The organism is Methyloversatilis sp. (assembly GCF_030696805.1).
GTDB lineage: Bacteria > Pseudomonadota > Gammaproteobacteria > Burkholderiales > Rhodocyclaceae > Methyloversatilis.
Genome location: NZ_JAUYRO010000033.1, coordinates 20,313 through 45,831 on the forward strand (window position 1 = coordinate 20,313; position 25,519 = coordinate 45,831).

Below are 25,519 nucleotides of genomic sequence, written 5' to 3' on the forward strand. Positions count from 1 at the left end.
TGACGACCTTCCGCACTCGACTCAATACACATCCGGAGACCGGCCGATGAGCCACTTCAAGCACCATGTGTTTTTCTGCTGCAACCAGCGGCCCGACGGCGAACAGTGCTGCAACAGTCTGGGCGCGGCCGGGTTGCGCGACTACGCCAAGAAGCGCGTCAAGGCGCTCGGCCTGTCGGGCGAAGGCAAGGCGCGCGTCAACATGGCGGGCTGTCTCGACCGCTGCAGCGAAGGCCCGGTCATCGTGATCTACCCGGAAGCGGTCTGGTACACCTACGTCGATCAGGAAGACATCGACGAAATCATCGAAGAACATCTGGTCAATGACCGCGTGGTCGAGCGGCTGAAAGTCTGATGAACGCACGCATACAGTCCGAACGCGGCGTGATCGCCGGCCCGGTCGGCACGATCGAAACGCTGACCGAAATGCCGGACGGCGCGCCGCGCGCCATCGCGCTGGTCGGTCATCCGCACCCACTGTACGGCGGCACGATGGACAACAAGGTGGTGCTGACAGTGGCGCGCGCACTGCGCGAACTGGGTTGCGTCGCGCTGCGGGCGCAGTTCCGCGGCGTCGGCAGGACCGAAGGCACGCACGACGAAGGTCGCGGCGAAACCGACGACCAGCTGGCCGTGATCGAACATGCGCGGGCGCGTTTCGGCGATCTGCCGGTCATCGTCGCCGGCTTTTCCTTCGGCGCCTACGTGACGACCCGTTTGGCCGACGCGCTGGCCGCCCGCGGCGCGCCGGTCGCCGGCATGGTGCTGGTCGGGCTGGCTGCCGGATCGGTCGAAGGCATCCGCCACTACGCGCCGGGTCCGGTGCGCGAGGATGCGCTGGTGATCCACGGCGAGCGCGATCAGGTCGTGCCGCTGGCACACGTGCTGGCATGGGCCGCGCCGCAGAACCTGCCGGTCAGCGTGCTGGGCGAAGCCGATCACTTCTTCCACGGCCGGCTGCACGTGCTGCGTCTGCTGATCGAACGCTGGTGGCGCGCCACCGCGCCCGCCGGGCGATGAGCGACGCGCGCATGCTGCTGGTGCTGACCACGCTGCCGGACGAAGCGGCGGCAACGCGCATCGCGCGCGATCTGGTGCAGCGCGGGTTGGCGGCCTGTGTCAGCATCGGCGCGCCGGTCCGGTCCATCTATCGCTGGCAGGGTGCGGTCGAAGACGCGCTGGAAGTACCGCTGACCATCAAGACGAGTGTTGCGGCCTACGATGCGCTGGTAGCCGCATTGCGCGCCGCCCATCCTTATGACCTGCCCGAAATCATTGCCGTACCGGTCGAGCGCGGGCTGGATGACTACCTGACCTGGGTCGGTGAGTACACCCGACCCGCTGCCCCGAGCGCCTGATACATGACTTTCCAACCGATGTTCCGTCCGCCCGTGAAGGGCCACCGATGATCCCGATGCTGCCCCGTTTGTTTCGCATGCTTTGCCTCGCGCTGACCTTGTCCGTCAGCGCTTTCGTACGGGCCGAGCCCGCGCTGTTGCCGCTCGAGCAGGCGTTCCGGCTGTCCGCAACAGTGGTCGATGCGACGACGGTCGAAGTGCGCTTCGACATCGCCGACGGCTATTACCTGTATCGCGACAAGCTGGGCTTCGCAGCCGAGCAGGCAGCGCTCGGCCCGGCCGACATCCCGCCGGGCAAGATGAAGAAGGACGAAATCTTCGGCGACGTCGAGGTGCACCGCGGCGTGCTGCCGATCCGGTTGCCGCTCGGCTCCATGCCCGACACGCCGATCACGCTGACCGTGCGTTCACAGGGCTGCGCCGACGCCGGAATCTGCTATCCGCCGTCCGAACAGACGCTGGTGCTCGATCCGGCCAACCCGGGGGTAAGGGTGAATGTGGCCGGATTCGACGAGGCAGCCGGCGCGTCCGTGCTTGACCGCCTGCGCGGGCTGGGCGGGCGCAGCGAGCAGCCGGTTGCGGAACCGGCGGCACCCGCAGCGTCGCAGGCTCAGCCAGCCGTCGCGCCAGCTGGCGACGACTCGTCGATGGTCGCCGGCCTGATGCGCAGCGGCAATCTGTGGCTGATCGCAGTGAGCTTCCTCGGTTTCGGGCTGCTGCTGAGCTTCACGCCCTGCGTGCTGCCGATGGTGCCCATCCTGTCCGGCATCATCGTCGGCCATGGCGCGCATATTTCGCGTGGGCGCGCTTTCGCGCTGTCGGCGGCCTACGTGCTGGGCATGGCCGCGACCTATGCGCTGGCTGGCGTGGCGGCGGGTCTGTCCGGCACGCTGCTGTCGGCGGCGTTGCAGAACGCCTGGGTGCTGGGCGGCTTTGCGCTGGTGTTCGTCGTGCTGTCGCTGTCGATGTTCGGCTTCTACGAACTGCAACTGCCAACGGCGCTGCAGTCGCGCCTGTCCGACACGGCCAACCACCAGCGCGGCTCGATCGGCGGCCTGCTGCTGATGGGGGCGGCATCGGCGCTTATCGTCGGCCCCTGCGTGGCGGCACCGCTGGCCGGCGCGCTGCTGTACATCGCGCAGAGCGGCGACGCCGTGCTCGGCGGTCTGGCGCTGTTCGCCATGGCGCTCGGCATGGGCGCGCCGCTGATCGCGGTCGGCGTGGCGTCGCGTTCGCTGCTGCCGCACACCGGACCGTGGATGGAAGGCGTGAAGCGTTTCTTCGGCGTGCTGCTGCTGGCCACCGCCATCTGGATCGCCTCGCCGGTGCTGCCCGGCGTGGTGACCATGCTGGCGTGGGCGGCGCTGCTGATCGCATCGAGCGTCTATCTGCACGCCCTCGACCCGCTGCCAGCGCACGCCAGCGGCTGGCACAAGCTGTGGAAGGGTGTCGGCGTGATCGCGTTGCTGGCCGGTGCCAGCCTGCTGATCGGTGCGGCGGCCGGTTCGCGCGACGTGCTGCAGCCGCTGGCGGTGCTGCGCGGCGGCGCCGCAGCGGCGTCCGCGGCGCCCGCGTTCCAGCCGGTCGGCAACGCGGCTGAGCTCGATGCCCGACTTGCTGCAGCCACGGCACCGGTCATGCTCGATTTCTACGCCGACTGGTGCGTCAGCTGCAAGGAAATGGAACGTTTCACCTTCAGCGACCCGCAGGTTGCTGCGCAGATGGCGGGCATGACGCTGCTGAAGGCAGACGTGACCGCCAATTCCGCCGAACACCAGGCGCTGCTGAAGCGATTCGGGCTGTTCGGGCCGCCCGGCATCCTGTTCTTCGACCGGTCGGGACAGGAGATCGCGGGGACGCGGGTGGTCGGTTTCGTGCCGGCCGGGCCCTTCTCGTCGACGCTGGGCCGCGCGATCGCCGCCAGCGGCTCGCGCTGATCGCGTAAAATCCGTCTTCTTTCGCAGCTCACGTCCCTCTCCCATGTTTTCCGGCATCGTGGCCGCCATCGGTCGCATCACCCATATCGCCCCGCTTGAGCAGGGCGTCCGTCTGACCGTGGACACCGACGGTCTCGGACTCGACGACGTCATCGTCGGCGATTCCATCGCCAACAACGGCGTCTGCCTGACCGTGGTCGGCATCGACGGCCGGCACGCGCTGTTCGACGTGTCGAAGGAAACGCTGGCCTGCACGGTCGGGCTGGACGCGCCGGGCGAGGTCAATCTGGAAAAGGCGCTGCGCCTGTCGGACCGGCTGGGCGGCCACCTGGTCAGCGGTCACGTCGATGGCGTGGGTATCGTGCGCAGCTTCACCCGGATCGGCGAATCGCACGAACTGGTCATCGTCGCGCCGCGGCCGCTGGCGCGCTACATCGCGCGCAAGGGCTCGATCACGGTGCAGGGCGTCAGCCTGACGGTCAATCGAGTGACCGATGTCGACGATGGCTGCGAGTTTTCGATCAATCTGATTCCGCACACCGTCGCGGTGACGACCTTGCGCGCGCTCGCCGCAGGCAGCCGCGTCAATCTGGAAATCGACCTGATCGCCCGCTACGCGGAGCGCATGATGGTCGCGGGGGACAAAGCATGAGCGCACTGGCACCGGTGCAGGACATCATCGCCGACATCAAGGCGGGCCGCATGGTCATCCTGGTCGATGAGGAAGATCGGGAAAACGAGGGCGACGTGGTGCTGGCGGCCGAATTCGTCACCCCCGAAGCGATCAATTTCATGGTCAAGCACTGCCGCGGCCTGGTCTGCCTGACGCTGACCGAAGAGCGCTGCCGCCAGCTCGGGCTGGAACAGATGGTGCGCCACAACCGCACGCCGCACGGCACCGCCTTCACCGCGTCGATCGAAGCGGCGACCGGCGTGACCACCGGCATTTCGGCGCATGACCGCGCGCGCACCATCCAGGTCGCCGTGGCGCGCAACGCGAAGCCCGACGACATCGTGATGCCGGGCCACATCTTCCCGCTGACCGCACAGAAGGGCGGCGTGCTGATCCGCGCCGGCCACACCGAAGCCGGCTGCGATCTGGCCCATCTCGCCGGGCTGGAGCCGGCGTCGGTGATCTGCGAAATCCTGAAGGACGACGGCACGATGGCGCGGCTGCCCGACTTGATCACCTTCGCGCAGGAACACGGCCTGAAGATCGGCGCCATCCGCGACCTGATCGCATGGCGCGCGGCCACCGAAGCGCTGGTTCGCGAAGTGTCGCGGCGCGAGGTCAGCGGCGCCTACGGGAGATTCATGCTGCACGGCTTCGAGGACACGACCACCGGCGAAATCCATCTCGCCATGGTCAAGGGCGACATCGATCCCGACGTGGAAACGCTGGTGCGCGTGCATGAACCGATATCGGTGCTCGATTTTCTCGACGGCGACAGCCCGCGCCACAGTTTCAGCATCGACCGCTCGATGCAGATCATCAACGATGCCGGCCGTGGCGTCATCGTGATGCTGCGCCGGACCGAAACCGATGCCGATCTGCGCCGACTGCTCGATGATCCGGGTGCTGCGCCGGCCGCCCGCTGGGACGCCCGCACCTTCGGCGTCGGCGCGCAGATCCTGCGTTCGCTGAACGTGCGCAAGATGCGGCTGCTGGCCAACCCGCGCAAGATTCCGAGCATGGCCGGCTTCGACCTCGAACTGGCCGGCTACCTGACTGACTGACCGAACAAGCGAGAACCTCCATGCCGCGCTTCAATGACATTCCCGAAATCGCCGAAAATCTCGACGGCAAGGGCCTGCGCGTCGCCATCGCGATGGCCCGCTTCAACCCGGACATCGGCAGCGGCCTGCTGTCGGCCTGTTGCGCCGAACTTCGCACGCTGGGCGTCGCGCCGGCCGACACGCTCATCGTGAGTGTGCCCGGTGCGCTTGAACTTCCGCTGGTTCTTCAAAGGCTTGCGCTGTCCGGCAAGCATGACGCGCTGGTCGCGCTCGGCGCGGTCATCCGCGGCGAGACGTATCACTTCGAAATTGTGTCCAACGAAATGGCGCGTGGGGTGTCCGACGTGCAACTCAAGACCGGTGTGCCGATTGCCAATGGCGTGCTGACTACAGAAGACGACGACCAGGCGCTTTCCCGAATGCATGAAAAGGGCGCCGACTGCGCGCGCGCCGCGGTCGAAATGGCCCGCCTCATCGCCACACTGACAGACTGATACATGGACAACAACTCCGACACCGGCGACCTCAAGACCGCAGACGCACCGCGCAAATCGGGCCGCCGTCTGGCCCGCGAATTCGCGGTTCAGGGCATCTACCAGTGGTTGCTGTCCGGCAACGACCTGCCGGCGATCGACGCGCATCTGAGCGAAGACGACGGCTTCACGAAGGTCGACCGCAAGTTGTTCCGCGCGCTGCTCAATGGCGCGCACGACAAGGCCGACGCACTGCGCGCGCAGTTCGGCAGTCATCTGGATCGGCCGGTCGGCGAGCTGTCGCCGGTCGAGCACGCCATCCTGCTGGTGGCGACCTTCGAACTGGCGCACCAGATCGAAACGCCGTACCGCGTCGTGATCAACGAAGCGATCGAGCTGGCGAAGGATTTCGGTGGGTCGGACGGCCACAAGTTCATCAATGGCGTACTCGACAAGCTGGCGCCACAGTTGCGCGCGGTGGAGGTCGAGGCGGCACGCAACCGCCCTCGTCGATAGTCGCGATTCCGGTGAGCCCGGTGAGTCCGGAATTCGAGCTGATCCGCCGCCACTTCGTCCGGCCGATGCGCGGCGGGGTGCTCGGGCCGGGGGATGATTGTGCGCTGGTCCGCCCGTCTCCCGGTTGCGAACTGGCCATCACCTGCGACATGCTGGTCAGCGGCACCCACTTCCTCCCGGATACCGATCCGCGCCGACTCGGCTGGAAGACGCTGGCGGTCAATCTGTCCGACCTCGCCGCCATGGGGGCCACGCCGCGCTGGGTCACGCTCGCCCTGTCGCTGCCTGAGGTCGACGACGCATGGCTGGGCGCCTTTGCCGACGGCTTTTTCGATTGTGCGTATATATATGGCGTCGACCTGATTGGCGGTGACACGACGCGCGGGCCGCTGACGCTGTGCGTGACGGCTTTCGGCGAAGCGGCGACCGGCAAGGCGCTGCGCCGCAGCGGTGCGCAGGACGGCGACGATATCTGGGTGTCTGGCCAGCCGGGACGGGCCGCGCTGGGGTTGGCCGACGCGCTCGGAAGCTTTCGGTTGAAGGATGCGCATCGCGACGACTGCATCTCAGCGCTGGAAAAGCCGCTGCCCCGGGTGGCGCTCGGACGCGCCCTGCAGGATGTCGCGAGCGCGGCCATCGACGTTTCCGACGGCCTGCTGGCCGATCTGGGTCACATTGCCGCCGGCAGCGGCCTGCATGCGGTGGTCGAAGACGCAGCCCTTCCTTGGGCCGCGCTGCGCGCCACCTGCGATGACGAGGCGACCGTTCGCCGCGCACTGCTGGCCGGCGGTGACGACTATGAATTGCTGTTCTGCGCGTCGCTCAGTACGCACGATGCATTGCGCCAGCTGTCCGAATCGCTGTCGCTGCCGCTGACCCGCATCGGAGCAATGCGCGCCGGCCGTGCCGGCGATGTCAGCCTGATCGATGCGCAAGGTTGCGAACTGCCGGTCGCGCACCGCGGCTACGACCACTTTTCGTGAAGCGATGATCAAGACTTCCGTTCCGCCCGGCTTAGGCTTTCTGGCCCATCCGGCGCACATGCTGGCCTGCGGCTTCGGCAGCGGTCTGGTGCCGTTTGCCTCCGGCACCTGGGGCACGCTGGCCGCCTGGCCGCTTTATCTGCTGATCAAGCCGCAATTTTCCGACGCCGTCTTCGGCATCTTCCTTCTGATCGCCTTCATCATCGGGTCGCTGGCCTGTCAGCGCACCGGACGCGACCTCGGCGTACCCGACCATGGCGCCATCGTATGGGACGAAATTGTCGCCTTCTGGCTGGTGCTGTGGGTGACGCCGCCCGACTTCTTCTGGCAGCTTGCGGCCTTCTTCGCGTTCCGTCTGTTCGACATATTCAAGCCGCCGCCCGCGCGCTGGGTCGATATCCACATGAAGAACGGCTTCGGTGTCATGCTGGACGACCTGATTGCAGCCCTGTTTGCCATGGTGTCGCTGGCGCTGGGCAAGCTGCTGCTGGAACGTTTCGCATGATGGACGACGAACTCGATGCACTGTCGGCCGCGGTGGGTATGGCCTGTCGCAATTCCGGACATGTCATCGTCAGCGCGGAATCGTGCACCGGAGGCTGGGTTGCCGAGGTGCTGACCGCCACGGCCGGCAGTTCGGGCTGGTTCGACTGCGGTTTCGTAACCTACTCGAACGCCGCCAAGCAGCGCCTGCTCGACGTGCCGGTCGAGTTACTGGCCGCGCACGGCGCAGTCAGCGAGCCGGTTGCGCTGGCCATGGTGCGCGGTGCGCTGGCCCGCTCGGCCGCAACGGTCGCCCTGTCGGTCACCGGCATTGCCGGTCCGGGCGGTGCGACACCGGGCAAACCGGTCGGCACGGTGTGCTTCGGTTGGGCCGTGACGGGTGGTGTCGAGCGCAGCGAAACGCGTCATTTCGACGGCGACCGCGAAACCGTGCGCCGTCTATCCGTACGTCATACACTGACTGTGCTGCTGGCCTTGCAGGCAGTACAGACCTGAAAGCACGTGGCAAGAACTGTGCCATAATCGATTGAAAGCAAACGAAAGGATTCCGCATGGATGACAGCAAGGCCAAGGCGCTCGCGGCAGCGCTGGCCCAGATAGAGAAGCAGTTTGGCAAGGGCTCGATCATGCGCATGAGCGACGGCCAGCTGGAAAACGATATCCAGGCCGTATCGACCGGTTCGCTCGGACTGGACATCGCGCTCGGAATCGGCGGGCTGCCGCGCGGGCGCGTGGTCGAAATCTACGGTCCGGAATCATCCGGCAAGACGACGCTGACGCTGCAGGTGATTGCCGAAATGCAGAAGATCGGCGGCACGGCGGCCTTCATCGACGCCGAACACGCGCTCGACGTGCAGTACGCCGGCAAGCTCGGCGTCAATGTCAGCGACCTGCTGATTTCCCAGCCGGACACCGGCGAGCAGGCGCTCGAAATCGTCGACATGCTGGTGCGCTCCGGCGGCGTGGACGTGATCGTCATCGACTCGGTCGCCGCACTGACGCCGAAGGCCGAAATCGAGGGCGAAATGGGTGATTCGCTGCCCGGCCTGCAGGCCCGCCTGATGAGTCAGGCGCTGCGCAAGCTGACGGCGAGCATCAAGCGCACCAATACGATGGTCATCTTCATCAACCAGATCCGCATGAAGATCGGCGTCATGTTCGGCAATCCGGAAACGACCACCGGCGGTAATGCGCTGAAGTTCTACGCCTCGGTCCGCCTCGACATCCGCCGCATCGGCGCGATCAAGAAGGGCGAAGAGGTGATCGGCTCGGAAACCCGTGTCAAGGTGGTGAAGAACAAGGTGGCACCGCCATTCAAGCAGACCGAATTCGACATCCTGTACGGCGAGGGCATTTCGCGCGAAGGCGAAATCATCGAGCTGGGTGTGCTGCACAAGTTCGTCGAGAAGTCGGGTGCCTGGTATTCCTACGGCACCGAACGCATCGGCCAGGGCAAGGACAACGTGCGCGAGTTCCTGCGCGCCAACCCGGTCATGGCACGCGAAATCGAGAACAAGGTGCGCGTGGCCTGCGGCATGCCGGAAATGGGCGCCATCGTCGCCGGGCGGGAAGAAGCTGCGTGAGTGCAAGCCTGCGCGAGAAGGCCCTGCGCCTGCTCGCGCGGCGTGATCACAGTCGCGCGGAACTGGTGCGGAAACTGGCGGAGGACGGCAACGACGAAGACATCGCGGCGTTGCTGACCCGTTTCGAGGAATGTGGCCTCGTTTCGGATGCACGTTTTGCGGAACAATTCGTGTCGTCACGTGCGACCCGCTTCGGCGCGCGCCGACTGCAGCACGAACTGAAACTGCGCGGCGTACCGGAGGATGATGCCGGTGCGGCGCTGGCTTCACTGGAACAGGATGAGACCGTTCGGGCGCGTGCAGTATGGGCGCGCCGGTTCGATGCCGCACCGCAGGACGTGAAGGCGTGGGCGCGGCAGGCGAGATTTCTTCAATCACGCGGCTTTTCCGCCGATAGCATACGCAAGGTACTGCGCGAACAACCCGACGACGATGACTGAAAACCGGAGTGCCAGCCGGCTCAAGGTTGAGCGGCTGCGCAAGAAATACAAATCGCGCCCGGTCGTGAAGGATGTGTCCTTCGAGGTTGGCAGCGGCGAAGTGATCGGCTTGCTGGGACCGAACGGTGCCGGCAAGACGACCTGTTTCTACATGATCGTCGGCCTGGTCACGGCCGATGGCGGCGAGATCCACCTCGATGGCGAGCGGCTGACGCACCTGCCGATACACCGCAGGGCGCACCAGGGCCTGTCCTATCTGCCACAGGAAAATTCGGTGTTCCGCAAGCTGGACGTCGAGGAAAACATCCTCGCCATCCTGGAGCTGAACGAGAAGGATGCGCGGGTGCGCGCACAGCGGTTGGAAGAGTTGCTGGACGAACTTGGCATCACCCACCTGCGCAAGAGTGCAGCCGTGGCGCTGTCGGGCGGCGAGCGGCGCCGGGTCGAGATTGCCCGCGCGCTGGCCACATCGCCACGCTTCATCCTGCTCGACGAACCGTTCGCCGGTGTTGACCCGATCGCCGTGATCGACATCCAGAAAACCATCCGTTTCCTGAAGGAGCGCGGCATCGGCGTACTGATCACCGACCACAATGTGCGGGAAACGCTGGGCATCTGTGACCGGGCTTACATCATCAACGAAGGCGAGGTGCTGGCGAGCGGCCGTCCGGACGAAATCGTGTATAACGAAAGTGTCAGGAAGGTCTATCTGGGCGAGCATTTCCGCCTGTAGCCCGCCGAAATTTGCACACCATGAAGCAGTCGCTGCAACTCAAACTTTCCCAGCATCTTGCGCTGACACCGCAGCTGCAACAGTCGATACGGCTGCTGCAGCTGTCGACCATCGAATTCAATCAGGAAATCGAACGTTTCCTCGACGAGAATCCGATGCTCGAGCGCGATGAGCCGGATGCCACCGCCAGCTTTCAGCCACCGCCCGAGAGCGTGACCGAGGTGCGCGATGCGCCGCAGGAAAGCACCCAGGCCAGCGCGGATGAGCGTGCCCCCGAGGGCACGGGCAGCGCCGACATGGATGAATGGTCGGGCGAAGGCGGTAATTACGGTACGCGCAGCGGCGGCGACGATGACGATGGCGACTACCAGGACGTGCAGGCGGCCGGTACCTCCCTGAGGGATCACCTGTGCGGCCAGCTTGCCCTGTCGCAGATGAGCGAGCGCGACCGCTATCTGATCCGTCTGCTTATCGAAGCGCTCGACGACGACGGCTACCTGAACCAGGGCCTGGATGAACTGGTCGAGCTGCTGCCGGAAGAGGCCGATATCGACCTCGACGACCTGTCGATCGCGCTGCGCCAGCTGCAGAACTTCGACCCGCCCGGCGTGGCAGCGCGCGACCCGCGCGAATGCCTGCTGATGCAGCTCAACTTCCTGCCCACCGACGAAGTATCGACGCTCGCACGCGTCATCATCGACCAGCACATCGATCTGCTGGCCGCACGTGACTTCGCCAAGATCCGTCGCGCAGTGGGCTGCGACGAAGAGCTGCTGCGCGCTGCGCAGAACCTGATCCGCTCGCTCAATCCGCGACCGGGCGCACAGTTTGCGCCGATCGATGCGCGCTACATCGTGCCCGATGTGGTGGTGCGCAAGGTGCGCGGCCAATGGACGGCCCTGCTCAATCCGGATGCCATGCCGCGTTTGCGCATCAACCGGTTGTATGCGGAAATCCTGCAGGGCCAGCGTGGCAGCGGCCTGTCCGGCCAGCTGCAGGAGGCCAAGTGGCTGATCAAGAATGTCCAGCAGCGCTTCGACACCATCCTGCGCGTATCGCAGGCCATCGTCGAACGCCAGCGCCAGTTCTTCGAATTCGGCGAGGTCGCGATGCGGCCGCTGACGCTGCGCGAGATTGCAGAGACACTCGAACTGCATGAATCGACCATTTCGCGTGTGACGTCGCAGAAGTACATGGCGACGACGCGCGGCCTGTTCGAACTGAAATACTTCTTCGGCAGCCATGTGGCTACCGAAAGCGGCGGGGCCTGCTCAGCCACCGCAATCCGCGCACTCATCCGCCAGTTGGTGGGTGCCGAAGATGCCAAGCGTCCGTTATCGGACTCGCGCATCGCGGAAATACTGGGTCAGCAGGGCATCGTGGTTGCGCGGCGCACAATCGCCAAATACCGTGAATCGCTCAACATCCCGCCGGTCAGCGTGCGCAAGGCGATCTAGCGCGTTCAACGAAGAACGCCCGGATCGTCACGCATATTTCGTCCCGCAACGACAGGAGGCAGCATGAACCTCACCATCACCGGCCATCATCTTGAAGTGACGCAGCCGATCCGCGACTACATCGAGTCAAAGCTCGAACGCGTGATCCGCCATTTCGACCACGTAACAAGCGTTTCCGTGATCCTGACGGTCGAAAAGCTGCGACAGAAGGCGGAAGTCACGCTGCACGTGCGGGGGCGCGACATCTTTGTCGAATCGGAAAGTGAAGACATGTACGCCACGCTCGACAACCTGATGGACAAACTTGATCGCCAAGTGCTCAAGCACAAGGAAAAATCGAACGAACACACGCGCGAGTCGGTCAAGCATCAAGCGGCAGAATGACACGATTGCCCTCTGTCACGAGCGTATAATCCAACGTCTTGTTGCAGTGCAATCAACTTCACGGCGCGGTTTCCGGTCACCCGGTGATCGCGCCCGCCGCGTGTTCGGAGTAACCCCTGACATGACGCTCATCGCCAAACTGTTGCCCGTTTCGAATGTCTGTATCGGCCTTGAGGCGAGCAGCAAGAAACGTGTGTTCGAACAGGCCGGCCTGCTGTTCGAGAATCATCAGGGTATCGCCCGCAGCCAGGTGTTCGACAGCCTGTTTGCACGGGAAAAGCTCGGCTCCACCGGTCTCGGTCAGGGCGTTGCAATCCCGCACGGCCGCATCAAGGGTCTGAAGGAAGCCATCGGCGGGTTTGTCCGTCTCGATACGCCGGTCGCTTTCGATGCGCCGGATGGCCGACCGGTCAATCTTCTGTTCGTGTTGCTGGTGCCCGAGCAGGCGACTGAACTGCATCTGCAGATATTGTCAGAGCTGGCACAAATGTTTGCAGACAAGGCGTTCCGCGAACAGCTGCTTCAAGCAGCCGACGCCGCCGCCATACACACTCTTTTCACCACCTGGCAACCGGTGCATGCGGAAGCTCAGCGTCGCGCGGCTGTTTGAGGACAATCGCGACCGTCTCCGCCTGCAGTGGCAGTGCGGCGACGGCAACACGCTGATCGTTGCCGACCAGATCGGCTTGTCGCCCGCCGATCTGGTGGGCCACCTCAATACCATTCACACCCGGCGCATCCAGGTCATCGGCGTGCCGGAAATCCTGTGGGTCGAGAACGTCAGCCCGCGCAAGGTCGAAGACATCGTCGGTGCGCTGCTTGAAGCCCATCCGCCCGCCTTCATCGTCGCCGACGGCGCACAGCCGCCTGCAACGATACGCGCCGGCTGTGCGGAGCACGGCATTCCGCTGATTACCACGCAACGCAGCGCGGCATCGGTCATCGACCAGGTGCGCGCCTATCTCGCGCGCGAACTGGCCGACCAGACCACATTGCACGGCGTATCGATGGATGTGCTCGGCATGGGTGTGCTGATCACAGGTGATTCGGGCGTCGGCAAGAGCGAACTCGCGCTCGAACTGATTTCGCGCGGTCACGGACTGGTTGCCGATGACTGCGTGGAAATATCGCGCATCGCACCGACCGTGCTCGAGGGGCGCTGCCCCGAACTGCTGAAGGACTTTCTCGAAGTCCGCGGTCTGGGTGTGCTGAACATCCGCACCGTATTCGGCGAAACCGCCTGTCGGCGCAAGATGAAACTGCAGTTGGTCGTGCACCTGCAGAAGCAGGTGACCGGTCTGCCTGAAGCCACGCGCATGCCGCTCGACAACGAGGTGATGGACATCCTCGGCGTGAAGATACGCAAGGTCGTCATACCGGTGGCGGCCGGACGCAATCTGGCGGTGCTGGTCGAGGCGGCCGTGCGCGTCACGATCCTGCGTTTCCGCGGCATCGACTCGACGCTCGAATTCGTCGAGCGTCAGCGCCGCGCGCTCGGAGGCGACGACGGCTGAAACCGAGCTTCCCTGTTTGATGACATGCGAATATCATGCGAATCGACTGACAACCGTCAGTCGATTCGCATTTTCATTCATTGTTGTCGTGAGGAGGTACATCATGTCCGCATACCGCTTTCCCTCGGCGCTGACCGTTCTGTCAGCCGCTTTCCTGCTCGTCTCGTCGAACGCCGCCGTCGCGGGGCCGCAGCAGGAGAAGATGAAAGCCTGCAACGCCGAAGCGAAGGAAAAGGCCCTCAAGGGCGACGAACGCCGCAGTTTCATGAGCGGCTGCCTGTCGTCGGGTTCTGCCGCTAAACCGACGCTGACAGCAGACGAGGCCAGCGCGCTGAAGGATCGCAAGAAGCAGTGCCGCTCCGAAGCCACGGACAAGGCGCTCAAAGGCGAAGAACGGAAGTCCTTCATTGCGGAATGCGTAAAGGCCTGACTTCCGTGTTGCCGGTGTCGCAAGCTCGGCACCGGCGGATGTGGCTTATGCAACAACCGGCCGTGAATCGTGCGGCACGGGGCGCGGCGACGCGATTTCCTTTTGCTATAGTCCGGCGGTGTTCGACTGTCGGGGTACGTCGTGCTGCGCTATCGCAATAAGGGCATACGGCTGCTGTGTGGCGTGACGTTCCTCGCAGCCGCGTCGATGGCAGCGGCATTCAGTTTTTCCGAAGAAGCGGAGAAGGACGCGCGGGCTGAACAAGAACGCAGCGCCGCCTCGCACACCGCGCTGTCGCTCCCCGCGAGCTGTCTCGACGAGCTCAAGCGAAAGAAGATTCTGATCGTCATGGGCGAGCGCACCGGCGAAGGCATCACCGCCAGCCAGGCCCGCTACAGCCCGCATTTCAATTCGATCAACAAGCGCCTGCTGAGACAGGGCATCCGCACCTATTCCCAGCAGGAAATCACGGCCCATATCGCCCAGGCAGAAGTGGACGCCTACTTCCGCAACGATCCCGACGCCGCGCTGGCGGCCTCGAAGAAGATGGGTGCCCAGCTTATTCTGCGCGGCACGATCGCCTCGCGCTCGATGCTGAATCCGGTGGTCCGCATTCCGGAGGTCCACGTGACGATTGCCTTCGCGCTCATGAAGCCTGACGGCACTCTGCTGTCCGATGCCCAGGCATCGGCCGAGTCATACTCAGGCAGCGACACGCTGGTCATGGCAGGCACGCTGGTGGAAGAAAAGGCTGATGGCGTTGTGAGCACGCTGCTGAGCGGCTACTGCGCGCATTCGGCATCGACCGGCAGCAAGAAGCGCAAGTAGGTAGTTCTCACCGGGGCAACGGCCGACAGGCCCGAGCACCTCCAGTCGGCACAGAACCGGCATGCAATCCATCGGGATGACCAAATGAAAGGGATGTCATGACTATCAACCAACGGATGTTGCGCCACAGGGTGGCAATTGCAGTCGCACTGGCATGCATCGGGGCGCCGGCGGTCGCGCAACCGACCTTTGAGAGCGCCTCGCCGACAGCCGGCACCAGTACCTCGGACAGGGCCAACGAGAGCGCCGACAAGGCGATGTACAAGGCTGTCGAGTACAGCAACAAGAACAAGAAGGGGCCGGCCGTCATCGTCGTGCCGGGCGAGATCAAGAGCAACAACGCCACCTTCACGCAGAAGTTCGCCTCCAACAATATTGCCGACTTCGGCGAACTCGAACTGTCGCAAGCCAATTTCAAGGTGCTGGAACGGTCCGATCTCGGCCCGCTGCTGGGTGAGTTCCAGCTGGCCTACTCGATGGGCGACCCCGATTCGGCACGCAAGATGCTGCAGAAGGGCAAGTTCAAGACGACCAAGTACGTCGTGAAGTTCGACATCCTGAAAGCAGAGCAGGTCGCTGCCGCGAAGGAAGGCATCAGTGGCCGGGCGATCGGCAACATCATTGGCATACTCGGTGGCAGCCGCGGCAGCTACGCCGCAGGCGAAGCGGTCGGATCGGTCGAGACCGCCGCCGCCGCGGGCGTGTGGATCATCGGCATGCGCTACAAGATCATCGACGCGAACACCACCGAACAGCTTGCGCAGGGCTACACCGAAGAGAAGATGGAAGTCGGCGCCAAGGGCACGTCCATCCTTGGTGTGTCGAGCAGCCAGGAAGGTGGCATCACGCTGGACGGCATGGTGCAGCGGCTGGTGCAGAAATCAGTCTGGGAAATCGACTCGAAATACAAGTAGACGCGACGTAAAGGTAAGCAACCTGCTGCCGGAGCACAAGCCGTGAGCCTTCCAGCCAGACTGGGCAAGTACGACATCCTGCGCGAGCTCGGTCAGGGTGCGATGGGCATCGTCTATGAAGGGCGCGACCCGGTCATCGACCGCCGGGTTGCCATCAAGACGCTCAAGCGCGAGCAGCTGGAACGCAGCGAGGCCGACGAGGTGATCGCACGCTTCAAGCGCGAGGCGCAGGCGGCCGGACGGCTCAACCACCCGAACGTCGTCGCCATCTACGAGTACGGCGAAGCAGTCGACGGTACGGCCTTCATCGCGATGGAATTCGTGCAGGGCCGCGAACTGAAGGATCTGTTCGAAGCCGACGAGCGCATCCCCCTGCCAATGGTAGGCCGTCTGATGGGGCAGTTGCTCGACGCGCTGGGGCACGCCCACCGCCACGGTGTCACCCATCGCGACATCAAGCCGGCAAACATCATCCTGCTGGCCGACAACACGGTGAAGGTGGCCGACTTCGGCGTCGCGCGGATCGAATCGTCGAATCTGACCCAGACCGGTACCGTCATCGGCACGCCGTCCTACATGTCGCCCGAGCAATTCATGGGGCAGACGGTCGATGGACGAAGCGACCTGTTTTCAGCGGGTGTCGTGCTGTATCAGCTGCTGACCGGCGAAAAGCCCTTCACCGGCGCGCTGACCACCATCATGCACAAGGTGCTGAAGGAAGATCCGACCTGGCCTTCGGTGCTCAACGTGCACGTCAATGCCCGGCTGGACGCTGTGGTGCGCAAGGCGCTCGCCAAACGTCCGGATGACCGCTTTCAGGATGCCGCGGCCTTCCATGCGGCGCTCGATTCAGCGCTGGTCGCCTCGGCCGACGATGACTCCACCGTGGTCAACCTGTCGGGCGACGATGAAGGCACGCTGGTGACGCAGGCGGATGCAACGCTTTCAACGCCAACGCCAACGCCAACGCCAACGCCAACGCCAATCGACCAGGCGCCGGCCGTCGCGTCGCCGTCACGCGTCCAACCCGTCAATACGGTGGCGCGCCGCGGACCGCTGCCGCTCGTGATGGCGGTCGTTGCGCTGGTCGCCGCGAGCGCAGGCGTCTGGTTCGCGCTGCAACCAACAACCGATCCACAAACACCGACTGCCGCCATCGAAGCAGGCGCGCCGGCCGCAGTGGCCGCTGCGCCTGCTTCGCCCTCCGCACCGGAGCGTGCGCTCGACCCCGGCATCACCGTGATCAGCGCAATCGGACTGGCTGACCCGAGCGACCCACGCTTCGCCAATGACCAGGCGGCACTGGCGGGCGCGCTGCGTGACGATGCACGCCGCCAGATACTCGAAAAGGCGGTCGCGCTGTTCGTCGATCCGAAGTCGGTCAACAGCCATTACGCACTGCTGCAGGACAAGCTGCTGGGTCGCAGCGGGGATTTCATCCAGGCGGTGCTGGAAGAAGCGCCGCCCGAGCTGGGCAAGGACGGTCTGATGGCGGGTGCCGTGCGTGCAGCAGTGCGCGTGCGTCAGGTGCAGAAGTCGCTGAACCAGATGTCGGAAGACGAGCGGGTCGATTTCATCCGCAACAACGGCGACCCTAAAGTTTCAGTCGCCGTGTCATCGCGCTGGGCCGACGGTGACCCGTCTGCGCCGGCTCAGCGTTCGCCGCTGGCCGAAAACATGTTGAAGCAGCATGTTCAGGGTTTCGGCTTCCGCACCTGGAACGACGACGCCGGCAGCCCGCAGGTGGCCGATTTCAGCATCGACGGCGAAGTGCGCTTCAAGCGACTGAGTGCCACGCTGGCGGCGTCCGGACTGACGATAGAAAAAGTGGTGCTGACCTCCTGGACCGTCCGCTGCACAGACCGCAAGACGGGTGAAGAGGTTTATCTGAATACCGAGATTCCGGAAGGTGCCAGCTGGGCCTCGGAAGAAAAGGCGCTGGCCGACATCGGAAAGCGGGTCGGCGAGCAGTTCAGCCGCGATTTCTTCCTGAGTCACTTCCACTTCGCCGGCCGTAAGGTCAGGCTGGATATCGCCGGACTGCCCGGTCAGGACACCGCGCAGGCGCTGCTGCGCGAAATCGCCTCCATGCGGGCAGTACTCGGCACCGAAGTGCTGCGCATGGATGCGGCAGGTGCCGCGCTGAACGCCGACATGTCGGGCGGACTGGCCGAAACCAGCCAGAACGTACAGGCCGGCATCCTGCTGCCGCTCTCGCGCAAGCTCGGCCGCAACTGCCTGCGCATCGTGTCGAGCAGTCCGGAGGCGGTGGCGCTGGAATTCGAGGCGGCGTGTCGCGAGCCGTCGGTGCTTGCGCGGCTGGAAACGCTGCCGCCAGCTGCGCTGATGGACGCTGCACCGGCCCGGCGCGAAGCCGTGGTGCGCAATCCCGACCTGCTGAAGCGGATCAGTATCTGACGGCTTCCGGCCGCATGCCGGTCAGCCCAGTACCTCGAACTGCATCAGGTCGATGCCCTGTTCCATCGCGCTGTGGCCGAAGCCAATGGTGCCGTGACCGCGCAGGATCATTTCCTCGCGCTTCAGGATGACTTCGTTTTCGCCCTCAATGCGCAGGAAGGTGCCGTTGGTACTCTGGTCGATCAGCACGAACTTGTCTCGCCTGCGCTCGATGCGGGCGTGGTTGCGCGAGGCGCGCTGGTCCTTGATGACGACCTCGTTGCCCATGTCCCGACCGAGCGTGAGCGGGCCGTGCGTCGGGTCCAGCGTGCACTCCATTTCTCGATACTTGACGAACAGGCGTGCCATCACGTACAGCGGCGCGGTGCTTGACGCCTTCATCGTGAGGTCGGCGCCTTCCTGCCACAGCACTTCGCACACCCGCACGTCTTCGGCCTTGCCCTTCACGGTCAGCGCGTCGATCTCGCGCACTGCCGGGGCGAGCGAAAGGGTCAGCGAAGACAGGGTTTCGGCCGTGGTGATCACCTGGCCGGCCTGCGCCAGACCGGCCATGCGGGCCGCCGTGTTGACCGTGTCGCCGAACACGTCGTCGTTTTCCTCGATTGCCGGCCCGTAGTGGAAGCCGACGCGGATGGCCAGCTTGACGCCCGACACCGGCGGCAGGTCCGTGATGCGGTGCTGCATTTCGCAGGCGGCCTGAATGCCTTCGTCGGCACTCGGGAAAGTCGTCATGACCTCGTCACCGATGGTCTTGATGACCTTTCCGCCATGGCCGTCGATCACCCGCCGGATGCGATTGAGGCAACGCTCGACCGCACGCAGGGCTTCGGCATCCCCGAGCTTTTCGTACAGCCGGGTGCTGCCCGACACGTCGGCGAACAGCACGCAAAGAGATTTTTGTTGGGAGCTCATGGGTGGCCGGAATGGCGAACGACTGTCACCGTATTTTACAAACGCACGCCGGATCTGTCCGGTTTTTGGTCGGCAATCATCCAGATGGCTGCCGCATGCGTCACAGATGCGCGCTGCGCCCACCGTCCACCGCGATGATCTGACCGGTGATGTAGGGCGCGTCTTCGATCAGGAAGCGTACCGTACGCGCGATGTCCTGTGGGCAGCCTTCGCGTTTGAGCAGGGTGTGTTCGACGATGCGCGCACGTTCGACGGCATCGAAAAGAGGGTCGTCCGGCCACTGTATCGGCCCCGGCGCCACGCCATTCACCCTGACCTGCGGCGCAAGTTCGATCGCCAGCGCCCGCGTCAGCGTGGCCAGCGCACCCTTCGACGCGCTGTACAGCGCGTAGCCGGCGAGCGGACGTTCGGCGTGGATGTCCGCGATATTGACGATGCAGCCGCCGCGCGCCCGCAGTTCCGGCGCAGCCGCCTGGGCGAGGAACAACGGCGCCTTGAAGTTGCTGCCGACCAGGCTGTCCCAGTCCTGCGCGGTCACGCTGCCGAGCGGCGTCGGAAAGAAGCTCGACGCATTGTTCACCAGCGCATCGAGCCGGCCCCACAGCGCAGTGGCCGCCGTCACCAGCGGCGGCAGGCCGTCGGTGTCGAGCAGATCGGCCGCCAGCCCGGCGGCGCTGCCGGGGCGCAGCGCATTCAGCGATTCGACCAGCGCATGCGCCTCGCCGGTCGAGCGGTGATGGTGGATCACCACCCGCCAGCCGGCGCCGTGCAAGGTACGCGCGATTTGCGCGCCGACCCGTCGCGCCGCGCCGGTGATCAAGACTACCCGTTCGTGGTTCATGTCGCCCTGCCCGATTGTGCCGCGCCCGTCAGTTGCCGCATCATGCGCAGCCCGCCCAAACCTTCGCCCATATGTCCCTGCCTCTGCATCTGCCCCCTCCCGACGCCGATGCCCTCGACCACAGCGCCCGTCTGCAGGCGCTGATCCGGTCCGAAATCGCCGGCGGCGGCTGGATGCCGTTCAGCCGCTACATGGCACTCGCGCTGTACGCGCCCGGCCTCGGCTATTACAGCGGTGCGCTGCAAAAGTTCGGCAGCGGCGGCGATTTCGTCACCGCGCCCGAGCTTTCACCGCTGTTCGGGCGCTGTCTGGCGACCCAGCTTGCCGAACTGATGCATCTGTCGGCGCCTCACCTGCTGGAAGCGGGCGCCGGCAGCGGCCGGCTCGCGGTCGATCTGCTGCGCGAACTCGAGCGCATCGGCCGCGCCCCCGAAAGTTACCGCATCCTCGAACTGTCGGCCGATCTGCGCGCGCGCCAGCGTGCGCTGATCGAGCGCGAAGTGCCGTCACTGGCCGGACGCGTCGAATGGCTGGATGCGCTGCCCGAGCGCTTCAGTGGCGTGGTGTTCGGCAATGAACTGCTCGATGCCCTGCCGGTCGAGCGCATCCGCGCCACGGCGCAGCGCATCGAAGAAGCCGGTCTGACGCTCGATGCCGACGGGCAGATCGTTCCGGACTGGCGCGTCGCCCCGCCAGCGCTGGCCGACGCAGCCCGCGCGCTCGGCCTGCCGCCGGGCTACCAGACCGAACTGGGTCTGGCCGGCTGCGCCTGGGTCGCCGAATGGGCGCGGCGCATCGATCGCGGCGCACTGCTGCTGATCGACTACGGCTTTCCGCAAGCCGAGTACTACCACCCCGACCGCAGCACCGGCACGCTGATGTGCCACTACCGCCACCATGCGCACGCCGAGCCCTTTTGGATGCCCGGCCTGTGCGACATCACGGCCCACGTCGACTTCACAGCGGTGGCGCAGAGCGCATTCGACGCCGGCCTGTCGCTCGCCGGCTATACCTCGCAAGCGAGCTTCCTTCTGAACTGCGGTTTGCCTGCGCTGTTGTCGGATGAACCGGAACCGCTGGCTCGCGCGAAGCGCAATGCGGAAGTGAACCAGCTCACCTCGCCGGCCGAAATGGGCGAGCTGTTCAAGGTGATCTGCATGACGCGCGGCATTGCCGCATCGCTGACCGGCTTCGCGCGCGGCGACCGCAGCCATACCCTCTGATCAGGGGAGTGCGGGCAGTGCGGCGGAATCGTCCAGCCGCACCTCGAATTCCATCGATTCGACCTGCAGGCCGGCAGCGTCGAGCAGCGCCAGCCGATGCCGGCCGGGACGTGGGCTCCATAGCGCCCGACCTTCGACTGCCGGCAGGCGCTCGCCATTGATCAGCCAGACCAGCCCGGGCAGCGGCGGGCGCGCCTCGAACAGCACGGTCTGGCGGCTGGCCGGCAGCGCAGCGCGGACCAGCTTCACGCCGCTGACTGGCAGCACGATGCGCGGCCGGCCGGATATATCGCGCACCGTTGCGTCGACGAAGGCCTGCTGGGTGCCGGGCAGGAAATACTCGTCGCGGGACGCTTCGATCGCCGGCTCGAATTGCACGCGTACCCGCTCTACGCCTGGTGGCGCACCAGGGCGCTCTGACGCCGGCTCGAACCCCGGTCCGTCCAGTGCGTCGATCAGCGCCAGCCAGGTGGCAGCGACCGGGCGCGGTGCGCGCAGTGCCACCGTGTAGTGGCGCGTGAATCCGACTGACCACCAGACCGAATGGTCAGCGGAACGGCCATTCATCAGAGCTGCCCAGGGCCGTGGGGCGGATTCGCCGTCGGTCGGGCGCGCCATCAGCAGGTCGCCGACGATCCAGGCTGCGGCCGGCGACCACAGGCGTTGCGCCGGTGATCCCGGGAGCGCGTCGCCCGCAGTTGCCGGTTCGAGTCGCCACGCGCTCCACAGCCCGGCGCTGGCAAAGGTGCGGTAAGCGTTCGCCAGCTCGATCAGGCTGGCGCGCGCGCCGCCGTTGGACACGGCCGCCAGGCCGTGCGCCTGCAAAGTGGCGACCAGTGCGTCGTCACCGACCAGCGCGCGTACGCGCAGCGCAGGAATGTCGGCGGCGAGTGCCAGTGCGCCGCGCACGCTGACGGCGCCGCGCGGCTCGCCATCGGGCACGCCGGGCGGCAGGGGCAGCGCGACGAAGGCCGGGCTGTCGTCGAGCACCGAAGCGGCTGTCAGCCAGCGCTGCTCGATCGCCATGCCATACATGAAGGGCTGCAATGCGCTGCCGGCCGGCTGACGCTGCAGCACGCTGTCGGCGTTGTCCGGTCCGCCGCCCCATACGCGCACTTCGCCGGTGAGGTTGTCGAGCACCACCACGGAGGTATCGCCGCGCGTACCGCCCAGCGCCTGCAAGGCGCGCCGCTGCAGCCGGGCGTCCAGCGTGGTCGGGCGTTGTTCGCCGGGTTCGCGCAGCAGCCGCCGAGCCAGCGCGGTGGCGTCCTGCCAGCGAGGCTCGATGTGGTAGCGCTGTGACAGCACGCCGTCTGCGCGCGTCCGGATGTCGCGGCAGTCCGGCGCCGGATCAAGTCGCCTGGCCACCGCGCAGGCACGCGTCGCCACCTTGTCGGCCGAAGCGTTCGGGCCGCGCAGCAGCGCGGCCAGCAGCACCGCCTCGACTGCATCGACCGCGTCCGGATCCTTGCCGAACAGGCCGCGCGAGGCGGCGCCGATGCCGCGCAGTTCGCTGCGGAACGGTGCCAGGTTGAAATACGCTTCGAGAATCTGTGCCTTGTTCCAGCGCCGTTCGATCTGGCGTGCCGCGGCCGCCTGATCCCACTTCTGGCCCACGCTGCGGCGCGTGCCCTGCAGGCGCAGCGCCGGATCGATCAGGCCGGCCAACTGCATGGTCAGGGTCGAGGCACCGCGCGGCCGGCGGCCTTCGAGCGCGCGCCACAGGTTGTCCCAGGTGGCCCCGGCCAGCGCCTGCCAGTCCACGCCGTCATGCTGCAGAAAACGCTTGTCCTCGGCCACCAGCAGCGCGCGCACCAGGGGTTGCGACAGCGCACGGGCACTGACCCAGTCGAGCCGCCGTTCGTCGAAGTCGACCCGCACTTCGGCCAGCGGCTCGCCGTGACGGTCGAGCAGGCGCGCTTCCGACGAGCGCCAGGCATTGCGCACGGTGTCGAAGTCGGGTGCCAGTGCGTGCGCAGCCGTGCCGGCCAGCAGGCTGACGGCACACAGCACGCACCGCACCGCATCGCGGACCGACGTCGGCTTGCTCAAGCCGCGCACAGCGCGCACTTGTCGCCCGAGACCTGACGTTCCACGGTGACGCGCGCCAGTTGCGGCAGTTGCGGTGCCAGCGCGCGCCAGATGAACTGGCACAGATTTTCCAGCGTGGCCGGGCCGAGGCCGTCGACTTCATCCAGAAAGCGGTGGTCGAGCGCGTCGCGCACGCTGGCCAGCGCGGCGCGCAGCAGCGCAAGATCGACCAGCATGCCGCTTACCGGGTCGGGCTCGCCGCGCAGCATCACTTCGGCGTGATAGGTGTGGCCGTGAATGCGCAGGCTGCTGTCGGTATCGACCTTGCGGCGCAGGGTGTGGGCGGCTTCGAAGTAGAAGCGCTGACTGAGTTCGACGACCATCTTTGTCAGGTGAAGGAAAGCAGGATTGTGAGAAAACGCGTGCATGGGAACGCCGCGGGAGGCCACGCGCGGGAAGCCCGCAGCGGCGGCGGCGATCAGCGGATGCCCAGCGCCTTGTGCGTCTGGTGACTGAGCCGCCAGCGCGGATGGCGCATGCACCAGTCGATCGCCCAGCGGCGGTTGTCGGCTGCTGCCGCATTGTCCATCGGCTGCACCAGCAAGTGCCGGAAATCCCAGCTTTCCATCGCCGCCAGGTCCAGCCCGGGCTGCGGCACGACCACCTTCAGTTCGTGTCCCTGGCGCTGCACCACGTCGTTGCCCGCTTTCGGGCTGACGCAGATCCAGTCGATGCCATCGGGTGCGGCCAGCGTGCCATTGGTTTCGACCGCGATTTCGAAGTCGCGCGCGTGCAGGGCGTCGATCAGTGCGGCGTCGAGCTGCAGCAGCGGCTCGCCCCCGGTCAGCACGACCAGACGCGGGCCGCCGGCGCCGGCCCAGCATCCGGCGATCGCGTCGGCCAGCGTGTCGGCCTGCTCATGACGGCCGCCCAGCGTGCCGTCGGTGCCGACGAAATCGGTGTCGCAGAAGCGGCACTGCGCGCTGGCGCGGTCCGCTTCGCGGCCACTCCACAGATTGCAGCCGGCAAAGCGGCAGAACACCGCGGCGCGGCCGGCATTCAGTCCCTCGCCCTGCAGCGTGTAGAAGATTTCCTTAACCTGATACGTCACGGCGAGCGCTGTTGCGGCGGGAAACGCGCTAGGGTAGGGGTTGCCGACCCTGAATTCAAGGTCGGGCCCCTTATTCAACGAGACACGATGAACGAATCAGATACCGAGCTGCTGCCCGAACCACAACCTTACTCGGGGCTCACCCCCGAAGCCGTCCTCGACGCACTGGAAGCCGCCGGTTATGCGGTCGACGGCCGGCTGCTGGCCCTGAACAGTTTCGAAAACCGTGTCTATCAGGTCGGCGTTGATGACGGCGCGCCGATGATCGCCAAGTTCTACCGCCCGGCGCGCTGGAGCGACGCCGCCATTCTGGAAGAACACGCTTTCTGCCTTGAGTTGGCGGCGCGCGAGATTCCGGTTGTTGCACCGCTCGAACTGCCGTGCGGCAGCACGCTGATGACGCACGCCGGCTATCGCTTTGCGGTGTTTCCGCGCCGCGGCGGGCGGGCGCCCGAATTCGACCGCGCCGACACGCTGGAATGGATCGGCCGCTTCATGGGCCGAATCCATGCGCTCGGCGCGGTGCAGCCGTATGTGCACCGGCCGTCGCTCGACATCGCCAGCTTTGGCGAAGAACCGGCCGCCTTCGTGCTTGAGCACCACTTCGTGCCGCCGGAGCTGGAAGGCGTCTATCGCGGCATCACCGCGCAGGCGCTCGACGGCGTGCGGGCCGCGTTCGACCGCGGCGGCGCCATCCGGCGCATCCGTACGCACGGCGATTGCCACGTCGGCAACATGCTGTGGGTCGAGGGGCAGGGGCCGCACTTCGTCGATTTCGACGACAGCCGCATGGCGCCGGCCGTCCAGGACCTGTGGATGCTGTTGTCCGGCGAGCGGGCGGATCGCGCCGAACAGCTCGGCAAGGTGCTGGCCGGATACGAGGAATTCTGCGAGTTCGATCCGCGCGAACTGCAGCTGATCGAGGCGCTGCGTACGCTGCGGCTGATCCACCACAGCGGCTGGATCGCGCGCCGCTGGCAGGACCCGGCCTTCCCGACCGCCTTTCCGTGGTTCGACACGCCGCGCTACTGGGAAGCGCGCATCCTCGAATTGCGCGAGCAGGTCGCCGCGATGGAAGAACCCGCGCTGTGGCTCGAACGGGGCATGCGCTAGCGACACTGCGGCGATACGCACTCTGCACAAAGATGGCCGCGGCACCGATCGCGGCGAGGCCGCCGCTCCCACACGATGC

General features: G+C 65.7%; 29 protein-coding genes. 24 read left to right on the forward strand and 5 right to left on the reverse strand.

Annotation, left to right across the window (positions count from 1 at the left end):
- The first annotated feature begins 46 nt into the window (after positions 1 to 46).
- From Q8R75_RS03875 to Q8R75_RS03980, 22 genes are all read left to right on the forward strand, one after another.
- Positions 47 to 355, forward strand: a complete 309-nt coding sequence (locus Q8R75_RS03875) for a (2Fe-2S) ferredoxin domain-containing protein (RefSeq protein WP_305615682.1) — start codon at positions 47 to 49, stop codon at positions 353 to 355.
- The gene (locus Q8R75_RS03880; protein ID WP_305615680.1) at positions 355 to 1,020 is read left to right on the forward strand and encodes an alpha/beta family hydrolase; all 666 of its coding nucleotides are present in this window, start codon (positions 355 to 357) and stop codon (positions 1,018 to 1,020) included. Before Q8R75_RS03875 ends, Q8R75_RS03880 begins: the two co-directional genes overlap by 1 nt.
- Entirely contained in the window at positions 1,017 to 1,358 is a 342-nt protein-coding gene (cutA, locus tag Q8R75_RS03885; protein ID WP_305615678.1) for a divalent-cation tolerance protein CutA, read from the forward strand. The genes Q8R75_RS03880 and cutA overlap by 4 nt, the downstream gene beginning before the upstream one ends.
- A 56-nt stretch (positions 1,359 to 1,414) precedes the next feature.
- A complete protein-coding gene (gene dsbD / locus Q8R75_RS03890) occupies positions 1,415 to 3,295 on the forward strand; it encodes a protein-disulfide reductase DsbD (protein WP_305615676.1) in 1,881 nt (626 codons plus the stop codon).
- A gap of 43 nt (positions 3,296 to 3,338) precedes the next feature.
- The gene (locus tag Q8R75_RS03895) at positions 3,339 to 3,947 is read left to right on the forward strand and encodes a riboflavin synthase (RefSeq protein ID WP_305615674.1); all 609 of its coding nucleotides are present in this window, start codon (positions 3,339 to 3,341) and stop codon (positions 3,945 to 3,947) included.
- Positions 3,944 to 5,032 (forward strand): bifunctional 3,4-dihydroxy-2-butanone-4-phosphate synthase/GTP cyclohydrolase II, encoded by a 1,089-nt coding sequence (ribBA, locus tag Q8R75_RS03900; RefSeq protein ID WP_305615672.1) that lies wholly within the window; start codon positions 3,944 to 3,946, stop codon positions 5,030 to 5,032. Before Q8R75_RS03895 ends, ribBA begins: the two co-directional genes overlap by 4 nt.
- A gap of 20 nt (positions 5,033 to 5,052) precedes the next feature.
- Positions 5,053 to 5,526 carry a 6,7-dimethyl-8-ribityllumazine synthase gene (ribH, locus tag Q8R75_RS03905; RefSeq protein ID WP_305615671.1) on the forward strand — a complete coding sequence of 158 codons (474 nt, stop codon included), beginning with the start codon at positions 5,053 to 5,055 and terminating at the stop codon, positions 5,524 to 5,526.
- A 3-nt stretch (positions 5,527 to 5,529) separates the two neighbouring features.
- Entirely contained in the window at positions 5,530 to 6,021 is a 492-nt protein-coding gene (gene nusB / locus Q8R75_RS03910; RefSeq protein ID WP_305615669.1) for a transcription antitermination factor NusB, read from the forward strand.
- Between the two features lie 20 nt (positions 6,022 to 6,041).
- Complete coding sequence (gene thiL / locus Q8R75_RS03915) at positions 6,042 to 7,004, forward strand: thiamine-phosphate kinase (protein WP_305615668.1); 963 nt, start codon at positions 6,042 to 6,044, stop codon at positions 7,002 to 7,004.
- A gap of 58 nt (positions 7,005 to 7,062) precedes the next feature.
- Complete coding sequence (locus Q8R75_RS03920) at positions 7,063 to 7,509, forward strand: phosphatidylglycerophosphatase A (protein ID WP_305615735.1); 447 nt, start codon at positions 7,063 to 7,065, stop codon at positions 7,507 to 7,509.
- Positions 7,509 to 8,003, forward strand: coding sequence for a CinA family protein (locus Q8R75_RS03925; protein WP_305615733.1), 495 nt, complete (start codon positions 7,509 to 7,511; stop codon positions 8,001 to 8,003). The genes Q8R75_RS03920 and Q8R75_RS03925 overlap by 1 nt, the downstream gene beginning before the upstream one ends.
- Positions 8,004 to 8,059: 56 nt before the next feature.
- Entirely contained in the window at positions 8,060 to 9,091 is a 1,032-nt protein-coding gene (gene recA / locus Q8R75_RS03930; protein WP_305615667.1) for a recombinase RecA, read from the forward strand.
- The gene (gene recX, locus Q8R75_RS03935) at positions 9,088 to 9,531 is read left to right on the forward strand and encodes a recombination regulator RecX (protein WP_305615666.1); all 444 of its coding nucleotides are present in this window, start codon (positions 9,088 to 9,090) and stop codon (positions 9,529 to 9,531) included. The genes recA and recX overlap by 4 nt, the downstream gene beginning before the upstream one ends.
- Positions 9,524 to 10,264, forward strand: a complete 741-nt coding sequence (gene lptB / locus Q8R75_RS03940; protein WP_305615664.1) for an LPS export ABC transporter ATP-binding protein — start codon at positions 9,524 to 9,526, stop codon at positions 10,262 to 10,264. Before recX ends, lptB begins: the two co-directional genes overlap by 8 nt.
- Before the next feature lie 20 nt (positions 10,265 to 10,284).
- Entirely contained in the window at positions 10,285 to 11,721 is a 1,437-nt protein-coding gene (locus tag Q8R75_RS03945; RefSeq protein ID WP_305615662.1) for an RNA polymerase factor sigma-54, read from the forward strand.
- A 63-nt stretch (positions 11,722 to 11,784) separates the two neighbouring features.
- Positions 11,785 to 12,105, forward strand: coding sequence for a ribosome-associated translation inhibitor RaiA (gene raiA, locus Q8R75_RS03950; protein ID WP_305615660.1), 321 nt, complete (start codon positions 11,785 to 11,787; stop codon positions 12,103 to 12,105).
- Between the two features lie 121 nt (positions 12,106 to 12,226).
- Positions 12,227 to 12,715 (forward strand): PTS IIA-like nitrogen regulatory protein PtsN, encoded by a 489-nt coding sequence (ptsN, locus tag Q8R75_RS03955; protein WP_305615731.1) that lies wholly within the window; start codon positions 12,227 to 12,229, stop codon positions 12,713 to 12,715.
- Entirely contained in the window at positions 12,684 to 13,619 is a 936-nt protein-coding gene (gene hprK, locus Q8R75_RS03960) for an HPr(Ser) kinase/phosphatase (protein WP_305615658.1), read from the forward strand. Before ptsN ends, hprK begins: the two co-directional genes overlap by 32 nt.
- 103 nt (positions 13,620 to 13,722) lie before the next feature.
- Positions 13,723 to 14,049, forward strand: a complete 327-nt coding sequence (locus Q8R75_RS03965) for a PsiF family protein (protein WP_305615656.1) — start codon at positions 13,723 to 13,725, stop codon at positions 14,047 to 14,049.
- 141 nt (positions 14,050 to 14,190) lie between these two features.
- Positions 14,191 to 14,877: a hypothetical protein gene (locus tag Q8R75_RS03970; RefSeq protein ID WP_305615654.1), complete on the forward strand. Its 687-nt coding sequence runs from the start codon at positions 14,191 to 14,193 to the stop codon at positions 14,875 to 14,877.
- A gap of 116 nt (positions 14,878 to 14,993) precedes the next feature.
- Positions 14,994 to 15,791: a hypothetical protein gene (locus Q8R75_RS03975; RefSeq protein ID WP_336623613.1), complete on the forward strand. Its 798-nt coding sequence runs from the start codon at positions 14,994 to 14,996 to the stop codon at positions 15,789 to 15,791.
- Between the two features lie 42 nt (positions 15,792 to 15,833).
- Complete coding sequence (locus Q8R75_RS03980) at positions 15,834 to 18,209, forward strand: serine/threonine-protein kinase (protein WP_305615650.1); 2,376 nt, start codon at positions 15,834 to 15,836, stop codon at positions 18,207 to 18,209.
- A 21-nt stretch (positions 18,210 to 18,230) separates the two neighbouring features.
- On the opposite strand, the gene Q8R75_RS03985 is transcribed toward Q8R75_RS03980, so the two are convergent.
- Both Q8R75_RS03985 and Q8R75_RS03990 read right to left on the reverse strand, forming a co-directional pair.
- Complete coding sequence (locus tag Q8R75_RS03985; RefSeq protein WP_305615648.1) at positions 18,231 to 19,121, reverse strand: adenylate/guanylate cyclase domain-containing protein; 891 nt, start codon at positions 19,119 to 19,121, stop codon at positions 18,231 to 18,233.
- A 100-nt stretch (positions 19,122 to 19,221) separates the two neighbouring features.
- Positions 19,222 to 19,962: a pteridine reductase gene (locus tag Q8R75_RS03990; protein ID WP_305615646.1), complete on the reverse strand. Its 741-nt coding sequence runs from the start codon at positions 19,960 to 19,962 to the stop codon at positions 19,222 to 19,224.
- Between the two features lie 83 nt (positions 19,963 to 20,045).
- On the opposite strand from Q8R75_RS03990, the gene Q8R75_RS03995 reads away from it, so the two are divergent.
- Positions 20,046 to 21,185 (forward strand): SAM-dependent methyltransferase, encoded by a 1,140-nt coding sequence (locus Q8R75_RS03995; protein ID WP_305615729.1) that lies wholly within the window; start codon positions 20,046 to 20,048, stop codon positions 21,183 to 21,185.
- Here Q8R75_RS03995 and Q8R75_RS04000 read toward each other — a convergent pair whose 3' ends face one another.
- Genes Q8R75_RS04000 through queE form a run of 3 tightly spaced genes read right to left on the reverse strand, consistent with a single transcriptional unit; the run spans position 21,186 to position 24,327 of the window.
- Positions 21,186 to 23,237, reverse strand: coding sequence for a transglycosylase domain-containing protein (locus Q8R75_RS04000; protein WP_305615644.1), 2,052 nt, complete (start codon positions 23,235 to 23,237; stop codon positions 21,186 to 21,188). It abuts the gene before it with no gap.
- Positions 23,234 to 23,644, reverse strand: coding sequence for a 6-carboxytetrahydropterin synthase (locus Q8R75_RS04005; RefSeq protein ID WP_305663519.1), 411 nt, complete (start codon positions 23,642 to 23,644; stop codon positions 23,234 to 23,236). Before Q8R75_RS04005 ends, Q8R75_RS04000 begins: the two co-directional genes overlap by 4 nt.
- Positions 23,645 to 23,694: 50 nt before the next feature.
- Positions 23,695 to 24,327, reverse strand: coding sequence for a 7-carboxy-7-deazaguanine synthase (gene queE / locus Q8R75_RS04010; protein ID WP_305615640.1), 633 nt, complete (start codon positions 24,325 to 24,327; stop codon positions 23,695 to 23,697).
- Positions 24,328 to 24,414: 87 nt separating this feature from the next.
- On the opposite strand from queE, the gene Q8R75_RS04015 reads away from it, so the two are divergent.
- A complete protein-coding gene (locus Q8R75_RS04015) occupies positions 24,415 to 25,440 on the forward strand; it encodes a serine/threonine protein kinase (RefSeq protein WP_305615638.1) in 1,026 nt (341 codons plus the stop codon).
- The last annotated feature ends 79 nt before the right edge of the window (positions 25,441 to 25,519 follow it).